This window comes from Burkholderia sp. Ac-20384 (assembly GCF_017104605.1).
Lineage (GTDB): Bacteria > Pseudomonadota > Gammaproteobacteria > Burkholderiales > Burkholderiaceae > Burkholderia > Burkholderia lata.
Map to the genome: position 1 here is coordinate 1 of NZ_JAAGPE010000357.1, position 8,365 is coordinate 8,365.

Consider the following 8,365-nt stretch of genomic DNA (forward strand, 5'->3'; position numbering starts at 1 on the left):
TCCCGCTCGCACCGCCACGCCGGCACCGGCACCGACACCGGCCGCCGCGATCCGCGCGAGCGAAACACCTGCTGCCCCGGCCCCCGCACCGTCGGTTCCTCCCGCACCGCCCAAGCCGCGCGAACCCGACCTCGTCGAGCGCGCATTCCGCGCCGCGCGCGACTGGCTGCTCGGCGGCAACACGGTCGTGCGCGTCGGGATCATCGTGCTGTTCTTCGGTGTCGCGTTCCTGCTCAAGTACGCAGCCGACAACAACATGCTGCCGATCGAATTCCGCCTCGCAGGCACCGCGCTCGCCGCGGCCGCGCTGCTCGCGATCGGCTGGCGCGTCCGTACGCGCCGCGCGGCGTACGGGCTCGTGCTGCAGGGCGGTGGCGTCGGCATCCTGTACCTGACGATCTTCGCCGCGACCAAGCTGTACGCGCTGCTGCCCGTCGGCGCCGCGTTCCCGCTGATGGTTGCGGTGTGCGCGCTGAGCGCGTTCCTCGCGGTGCGGCAGAACGCACTGCCGCTCGCGTTCATGGGCACCGCCGGCGGCTTTCTCGCGCCGGTCCTGCTGTCGACCGGCCAGGGCAACCACGTCGCGTTGTTCAGCTACTACGCGCTGCTGAACGCGGGCATCTTCGCGATCGCCTGGTTCAAGGCCTGGCGTCCGCTGAACCTGCTCGGCTTCGTGTTCACGTTCACGATCGGCTCGGCGTGGGGCGTGACGGCCTACCGCCCCGCGCTGTTCGCGAGCACCGAGCCGTTCCTCATCCTGTTTTTCCTGATGTATGTCGGCATCGCGCTGCTGTATGCGGTGAAGCGCGAAATCGCGTTGCGGCACTACGTGGACGGCACGCTCGTGTTCGGCACGCCGATCGTCGCGACCGCGCTGCAGGCGTCGCTCGTGAAGGACATGCCGTTCGGGCTCGCGTGGAGCGCCGTCGCGCTGTCGGCGTTCTACATCGTGGTCACCGCGTGGCTCGCGCGGCGCCGCGACCGCCTCGCGCTGCTGTTCGAATCCACGCTCGCGCTCGCGGTGATCTTCGCGACGCTGGCCGTGCCGCTCGCGTTCTCGGGCCCGACGACCAGCGCCGCGTGGGCGATCGAAGGCGCGGCCGTCGTGTGGCTCGGCGTGCGCGAGAAACGCATGCTGCGGTTCGGCTTCGGCCTGCTGATGCAGGTTGCCGCCGCCGGCGCATTCTTCACGAGCCTGCTCGGGCCGGCCGACGCCACCGCACTGCCGGTGCTCAACAGCCCGACCATCGCGATGCTGCTGATCGCGCTCGCCGGCCTGTTCACCGGCTGGTGGCTGCACGGACGCGGCGAAGCGCGCGCGTGGCGTGCGTGGATGCCCGAGATCGGTGCCGCCGCCGCTGCATGGGGGCTGCTGTGGTGGGTAAGCGGCGGGCTGCACGAGATCCTCGTCTACGCGAGCCGTCACGTCGACCTGCATGCCGACCGCTTCGTCGTCGATTCGACCGCGCTGTTCGCGGCCGGCACCGCGTGGCTCGCGCATGTCGCGCGCCGCCGGCTGGCATGGCCGCTCGCCGAATGGCCCGCGCTCGCGCTGACGCCGGTGCTGGCGCTGCTTGCGCTGCGTGCGTTCGATGCCCACGAAGCGCCGCTGTCGGGGATGGGCGCGTTCGCCTGGCCCGTCGCCGTCGGCGCAGGCCTCGCGCTGCTGTGGCGCCAGTCGCGCGGCACGGCTGGCGCCGATTCCGCGCAACGCACGGTGCCTGGCGTCGCGCCATCCATCTCGGCAGGCATCATCGCGCCGCTGCATACGCTGATGTTCTGGACCGTGTGCGGGCTGCTGTCGCTCGAAGGCTTCTGGCGCCTGCGCGCGTACGTGCCCGAGGGCGCGTGGAGCTGGAGCGCGTGGGCCTACGGCTTCGGTGCGCTGCTCCTGCTGGTGTCGGGCCCCGGCTCGCGGCTGCGCTGGCCCGTCGCGGCGTTCCCGCGTGCGTACCAGGTGTGGGGCGCGGCACCGCTCGCCGCACTGCTGTGGCTGTGGAGCATCGCCAGCGTGATCAGCGACGGCAACGCGGCGCCGCTCTTCTGGCTGCCGCTGCTCAACCCGCTCGACATCGCGCAGTTCCTGGTGTTCGTCGCGTTCGCCGTGTGGCTGCGCCGCCTGAAGACGCTCGGTATCGCGTGGCATCCGCGCGTCGTCGACTACGCAGCGATCGCCACCGTGTTCCTGTGGTTCAACGCGCTGATGCTGCGCACGCTGCATCACCGCTTCCACATGATCTACGACACCGACACCGTGCTGTCGTCGTTCGGCATCCAGCAGGTGTTCATGGTCGGCTGGAGCCTGTTCGCGTTCGCCGGGATGTGGCTGACGCGCCGCGACGGCATCGCCCGCGTGTGCGCGCTCGCGTCGCTGCCGCTGATCGTCGTGATGTGGGTGTGGACCTTCTACGCGAACTTCACGCAGGACGGCGGAAGCTGGGCGCGGGTGCCGCTCTTCAACCCGCTCGATCTCGTGCTCGCGGTCGTTTATGCGCTCGCCGCGACGTGGTTCGTGCGTGCGCGCAAGCTCGGCTGGTCGTTCGACATCCATCGCGTCGCGCTGCTGAGTGCGGCCGGCGCAACCGCGTTCCTGTGGCTGAACGCGATCCTGCTGCGCACGCTGCATCACTGGGCCGGCGTGCCGTACGAACTCGGCGCGATGGCGGAATCGACGCTCGTGCAGGCGTCGGTGTCCGTGTACTGGACGCTCTGCGCGCTTGCAATCACGATCTGGGCGACGCGCCGCGGGCTGCGTCCGCTGTGGTTCGTCGGCGCCGCGCTGCTCGCGCTCACGGTCGTCAAGCTGTTCCTGTTCGACCTGTCGCACGTGACCGGCATCGAGCGCATCGTGTCGTTCATCGGCATCGGCGTACTGCTGCTGTTGATCGGGTATTTCTCGCCGCTGCCGCCGAAGGCGGCGGCGCAGCAGGACGACAAAGTATGAAACGACTCACCGCCCTGTTCGGACTAAGCCTGCTCGCGTCGTTCGCAGCGGCCGACGGCATGCCGGGCGCCGGGCACGCCGCGCAGCGCTTCTCGCTCGACCTCGACGGCACTGCCGCGTATTACCAGCTCACCGTGCCGCAGCCCGTTTACGCGGCGAGCCGGCGCGACGATCTCGGCGACGTGCGCATCTTCAACGGCGCGGGCGAACCGGTGCCGTATTCGCTCGACGCGCCCGCAGCGGCCGTGCCGGCCGTACCGCCGACACGCACGCCGGTGCACTGGTTTCCGCTGCCGCCCGCCCGCGCCGACAACGGCAACGCGCCGCTCGGCGTGACGGTCGGCCCGGACGGCGCGCTGCGCGCGGGCGTCGCCGCCCCGGTGCCCGCAAAGCACGGCGCGGATCTCGTCGACCTGTCGCATGCGGACGGCGACATCGACGCGCTGCTCGTGCACATCGGCGACGACAGCTACCAGGGGCGTGTCTCCGTCGAAGCCAGCGACGACCTGCGCAGCTGGCGCTCGCTCGGCAGCACGCAGCTCCTGAAGGTCGGCCACGGCGACGACATGCTGGTGCAGGAACGCATCGCGCTCGAAGGCGCGGCACCGCGCTACCTGCGGCTCGACTGGCTCGACGGCGCGCCCGCGGTTACGTCGATCGACGTCGAAACACACCCGCGCGATGCGCGCGGGACCGACACCGCGTCCGTGCCGCGCCAATGGCGCGACGCCGTGCGCGTACGGGCCGGCGGCACGCCTGGCGAGTACCTGTTCGACACCGACGGCGCATATCCGGTCGACCGCGTGCGCATCGACCTGCCACAGCCGAACACCGTCGCGCGAGCGACGTTGCAGAGCCGCACCGACGCGCAGGCGCCGTGGCGCGACGTCGCGGGTGCCGTGCTGTTCCGGCTGCAGGGCAAGGCCGGCGAGCAGCGCAATCCGCCGCTCGAGTTCGCCGCGAATACTGATCGCGCGTGGCGGATCATCGTCGACATGCGCAATGGCGGCTTCGGCGGCGGCCAGCCGGCCGTCGCGATCGGCTGGCATCCGGCCGCGCTGACGTTCGTCGCGCGCGGCACACCGCCGTTTACGCTCGGCGTCGGCGATGCGTCGCGGGTGTCGTCAGCCGTGAGTCGCGACGCGCTGCTGGTCGGCATGGCGCCCGAAGTGCGGCCCGCGCGCGTCGGCGCGGCGTTGCCGGTGTCAGCGGTCGCACCGGCGCCGGCCGTCGATACGGACGCACCGCGCCGCTACGTGCTGTGGGGCGCGCTGGTCGTCGCGGTCGGCGTGCTCGGTACGATTGCATGGCGCCTCGCGAAAGGCGGCGGCGATACGCGCGGCCGCGACGAGTGACGCAAAGCGGTCGTCGCCCGTCTTTACACGCCATTTATCGGGCGCACCTGTTTCTTTCGACGGTCGCAATGCATAACTGCGTACAGTCGTCGCATCGGAACCACGATGCGACGACATGCAGGAAACCTATCCACCGTATGACCGGCCGGCGCCGCGCACGCACGTGCGCCCGGCCCTGCGGCTGAAGCGCTTTCTGCCGCTCTTCCCGATCGTGCTGCCGCTGTCGATCGCATTGCCCGCGCATGCCGACGACACGCCCGCAGCACCGGTCACCGCCGCCAGCACGCCCGAAGCATCGCCGCCCCCCGCCCTCGACACGATCGTCATCGCGCTGCGCAACCGCTTCCACGTCGCGTATGCCGACGCACGCACGATCGCGCGCGCGGTGCAGACCGAATCGGATCGCTACGGGCTTGCCCCGGCGCTGCTGCTCGCGATCATCGCGGTCGAGTCGGGCTTTGATCGCCACGCGGTCAGTGTCGCGGGTGCTCGCGGGTTGATGCAGGTGATGCCCACCGCCCATCGCGATCTCGTCGCGCATGTGAAGGATCTTTCCGATCCGGCCACCAACGTGCGGATCGGCGCGGCGATCTTCCGCGGCTATCTCGACGATGCAGATGGCGACGTCGAAACCGCGCTCGTGCGTTACAACGGTGGCACGAGGCGCTATGCACAGCGCGTCGCATTGCGCGCGCAGCAGTTCGATGCGCAACTGCGCCGCTCGAACGGCGCGGCGAGCGACGAGCTGCGGACGGCCGCGAACCCTTAAGCGCGTCGCTACCGCGCGCCGGCAAGCCGGTAGCCGACACCCGTCTCCGTCACGATGTACACGGGCCGCCGCGGATCGCACTCCAGCTTGCGCCGCAGGTGGCCGACATACACGCGCAGATAGTGCGCATCCTTGCCGTGCGCCGCACCCCACACCTCGCTCAGCAGACGATCGTGCGTGAGCAGCCGGCCCGCGTGATGCGCGAGCGCAGCCAGCAAGCGGAATTCGATCGGGCTCAGATGCACGCGCGCCCCGCCGCGCAACACCTGGCGATCGGCGAGATCGACGGTCACGTCGCCGAAGCACACACGTACCGCATCGAGGCGCCCGCCGCCGGCTTGCCGCCGCAGGTGCGCACGAATCCGCGCGATCAGCTCGGCAGCGCCGAACGGCTTGGTCAGGTAGTCGTCCGCACCCGCGTCGAGCGCTGCCACCTTGTCGCTTTCCGCACTCAGCGCCGACAGCACGATCAGCGGCACAGCCGAGCACGCGCGCAGCGCACGAATCAGGTCGGTGCCGCCAATGTCGTGCAGGTTCGTGTCCGCGACGATCAGGTCGGGCCGTCGGGCACCGACGGCCGCCACGCCCGCCGCACCGGTCTCGGCCTCGCAGACGTGCATGCGTTCGGCCTTCAGCGCGACACGGACGAAATGCCGGATGAACCTGTCTTCGTCGACGATCACGATGACGACGGTCGGTTCGCTCATCCGGCAGCGTCTCCGTCCGGTGCTTCATGCGCGCACAAACGCGCCGCATAGTGCGTGTCCATACTCAAGCCCATCCGCATGCCACCAGCACCATGTCGATCAGCTTGATGAACGGGAACGGCAGCAGCACGCCACCGAGGCCGTACAACAACAGGTTCCTGCGCAGCAGCGGCGCGGCACCGAGCGGGCGATAGCGCACGCCCTTCAACGCGAGCGGGATCAGCGCGACGATGATCAGCGCATTGAAGATCACCGCCGACAGGATTGCCGACGACGGCGACGCGAGATGCATCACGTCGAGCACGCGCAATTGCGGATACGTCGTCGCGAACGCGGCCGGGATGATCGCGAAATACTTCGCGACGTCGTTCGCGATCGAGAACGTCGTCAGCGACCCGCGCGTCATCAACATCTGCTTGCCGATCTCGACGATCTCGATCAGCTTCGTCGGGTTCGAGTCGAGGTCGACCATGTTGCCCGCTTCCTTCGCCGCTTGCGTACCCGTGTTCATCGCCACGGCGACGTCGGCCTGCGCGAGCGCCGGCGCGTCGTTGGTGCCGTCGCCGGTCATCGCGACAAGGCGCCCTGCCGCCTGGTGCTCGCGAATCGTCGCGAGCTTGGTTTCCGGCGTCGCTTCCGCGAGGAAATCGTCGACACCCGCTTCCGCTGCAATCGCCGCGGCCGTCAGCCGGTTGTCGCCCGTCACCATCACGGTCTTGATGCCCATCTTGCGCAGTTCCGCGAAACGCTCCTTGATGCCGCCCTTCACGATGTCCTTCAACTCGATCACGCCGAGCACGCGAGCGACGCCGTCCGCCCGCTCCGCCACCGCTAGCGGTGTGCTGCCGCGACGCGCGATGTCGGTCACGACCGCGTCGACTTCGCGCGTGACGCGGCCACCGTGGGACTCGACGTAATGCTTGATCGCATCCGCCGCACCTTTGCGAATCTCGCGGCCAGCCGCCCCGGGAGCAGAACCCGCGGGGAACAGGTCGACACCGCTCATCCGCGTCTGCGCGCTGAACGACAGGAACACCGGATGCAGTGCCTGCATGTCGCGCTCGCGCAGGTTGAACCGCTGCTTCGCGAGCACGACGATGCTGCGGCCTTCCGGCGTTTCGTCGGCGAGCGACGACAGCTGCGCGGCATCGGCCAGCGCCTCCTCGGTCACGAACGGCGCGGGCACGAACGCCGACGCCTGGCGGTTCCCGAGCGTGATCGTGCCGGTCTTGTCGAGCAGCAGCACGTCGACGTCGCCGGCGGCTTCCACCGCGCGGCCCGACGTCGCGATCACGTTCGCCTGCATCATGCGGCTCATCCCGGCCACGCCGATCGCGGACAACAACCCGCCGATCGTCGTCGGGATCAGGCACACGAGCAGCGCAACCAAAGCAGTGATCGTCACCACATGGCCGGCCTTCATCGCTTCGACCGCGAACGTCGAGAACGGCAGCAACGTGGCGGTCGCGAGCAGCATCACGATCGTCAACGCGACGAGCAGGATCGTCAGCGCGATTTCGTTCGGCGTCTTCTTGCGCTTCGCGCCCTCGACCATCGCGATCATCCGGTCGAGGAACGCCTCGCCCGGATTGACGGCGACGCGTACGACGATCCAGTCGGACAGCACGCGCGTGCCGCCCGTCACCGACGAGAAGTCGCCACCCGCCTCGCGGATCACCGGTGCGGATTCGCCGGTAATCGCCGATTCGTCGACCGACGCGACGCCTTCGATCACGTCACCGTCGGCCGGGATCGTGTCGCCGGTTTCGACGAGCACGACGTCGCCTTTGCGCAGGTCGGTCGATGCCATCACTTCGACCGCCGACTTCGCACGCGGCGCCGCGAGCTTTTTCGCGACCACGTTGTGCTTCGCACTGCGCAGCGATGCAGCCTGAGCCTTCGAGCGCCCTTCGGCGAGCGCTTCGGCGAAGTTCGCGAACAGCACGGTGAACCACAGCCACAGCGCGATCGCGACGATGAAGCCGGCGGGCGCTTCGGCCTGGCCGAACAGCGCGGCGATCCACAGGATCGTCGTCAGGATGCTGCCGACGTACACGCAGAACATCACCGGATTGCGGAACTGCGTGCGCGGCGTGAGTTTCCTGAACGAATCGGCGATCGCCGGACGCACGAGCGCGGGGTCGAACATCGAGCGCACGGCCGTGCGCGCATGGCCTGGCTGCGCGGGACGCGGACCTGTCATGGGAGAGAGAGACATGGCGGTTTCCTTTTGCCGGCGCGCTCGCGCAACGGCAGCCGGCGTCGGTCAGGCGAGCCGGCTGCCTTCGCGCGTTTTCGCGTGCGGCTTCCGTTTCCACGCAACCATCTTATGAAGGTTCGCGTGAAGATCGCGGCAAAGGATCGCGTCGAGGTATAAAAAGCGCGTAAACGCCAGTTTCGCCGCGGCGCGGCGGGGGTGTCTCAAGGGCCGTACACGAGCGGGAGCGCCACACTCCGCTCAGACGACGTTTACGCGGCAAAGCAGGAAAACGAACCGGGGGCGCGGCGTTCAGCCGAACGTGTAGCGCCCGTGCTGACGCGGACGCCACGGCGACGAGCGGCAACTCGCGGCCCCCGCCGCGCGTCGTGC

The 8,365-nt window shown here is 69.3% G+C and carries 5 protein-coding genes; 3 read left to right on the forward strand and 2 right to left on the reverse strand.

The features are described 5' to 3' along the window. From G3O00_RS36985 to G3O00_RS36995, 3 genes are all read left to right on the forward strand, one after another. Positions 1-2,944: DUF2339 domain-containing protein (locus G3O00_RS36985; protein ID WP_206145969.1), on the forward strand; the 2,944-nt coding region annotated here is incomplete at its 5' end. Then, a complete protein-coding gene (locus G3O00_RS36990; protein WP_206145970.1) occupies positions 2,941-4,299 on the forward strand; it encodes a DUF3999 domain-containing protein in 1,359 nt (452 codons plus the stop codon). The genes G3O00_RS36985 and G3O00_RS36990, both read left to right, overlap by 4 nt. 115 nt (positions 4,300-4,414) lie before the next feature. After that, positions 4,415-5,068: a lytic transglycosylase domain-containing protein gene (locus tag G3O00_RS36995; RefSeq protein ID WP_206145971.1), complete on the forward strand. Its 654-nt coding sequence runs from the start codon at positions 4,415-4,417 to the stop codon at positions 5,066-5,068. A gap of 8 nt (positions 5,069-5,076) precedes the next feature. Here the strand turns inward: G3O00_RS36995 and G3O00_RS37000 are convergent, their stop codons facing one another. Both G3O00_RS37000 and kdpB read right to left on the reverse strand, forming a co-directional pair. Next, complete coding sequence (locus tag G3O00_RS37000; RefSeq protein ID WP_206145972.1) at positions 5,077-5,775, reverse strand: response regulator; 699 nt, start codon at positions 5,773-5,775, stop codon at positions 5,077-5,079. A 64-nt stretch (positions 5,776-5,839) separates the two neighbouring features. Next, positions 5,840-7,924, reverse strand: coding sequence for a potassium-transporting ATPase subunit KdpB (gene kdpB / locus G3O00_RS37005; protein ID WP_206145973.1), 2,085 nt, complete (start codon positions 7,922-7,924; stop codon positions 5,840-5,842). Between the last annotated feature and the right edge of the window lie 441 nt (positions 7,925-8,365).

What these genes read in the sequence shown, in the direction of transcription:
- G3O00_RS36995 (WP_206145971.1), top strand. Translation starts at nt 4,415, where the DNA reads ATGCAGGAAACCTATCCACCGTATGACCGGCCGGCGCCGCGCACGCAC.
- G3O00_RS36990 (WP_206145970.1), top strand. Translation starts at nt 2,941, where the DNA reads ATGAAACGACTCACCGCCCTGTTCGGACTAAGCCTGCTCGCGTCGTTC.
- kdpB (WP_206145973.1), bottom strand. Translation starts at nt 7,924, where the DNA reads ATGTTCGACCCCGCGCTCGTGCGTCCGGCGATCGCCGATTCGTTCAGG.
- G3O00_RS37000 (WP_206145972.1), bottom strand. Translation starts at nt 5,775, where the DNA reads ATGAGCGAACCGACCGTCGTCATCGTGATCGTCGACGAAGACAGGTTC.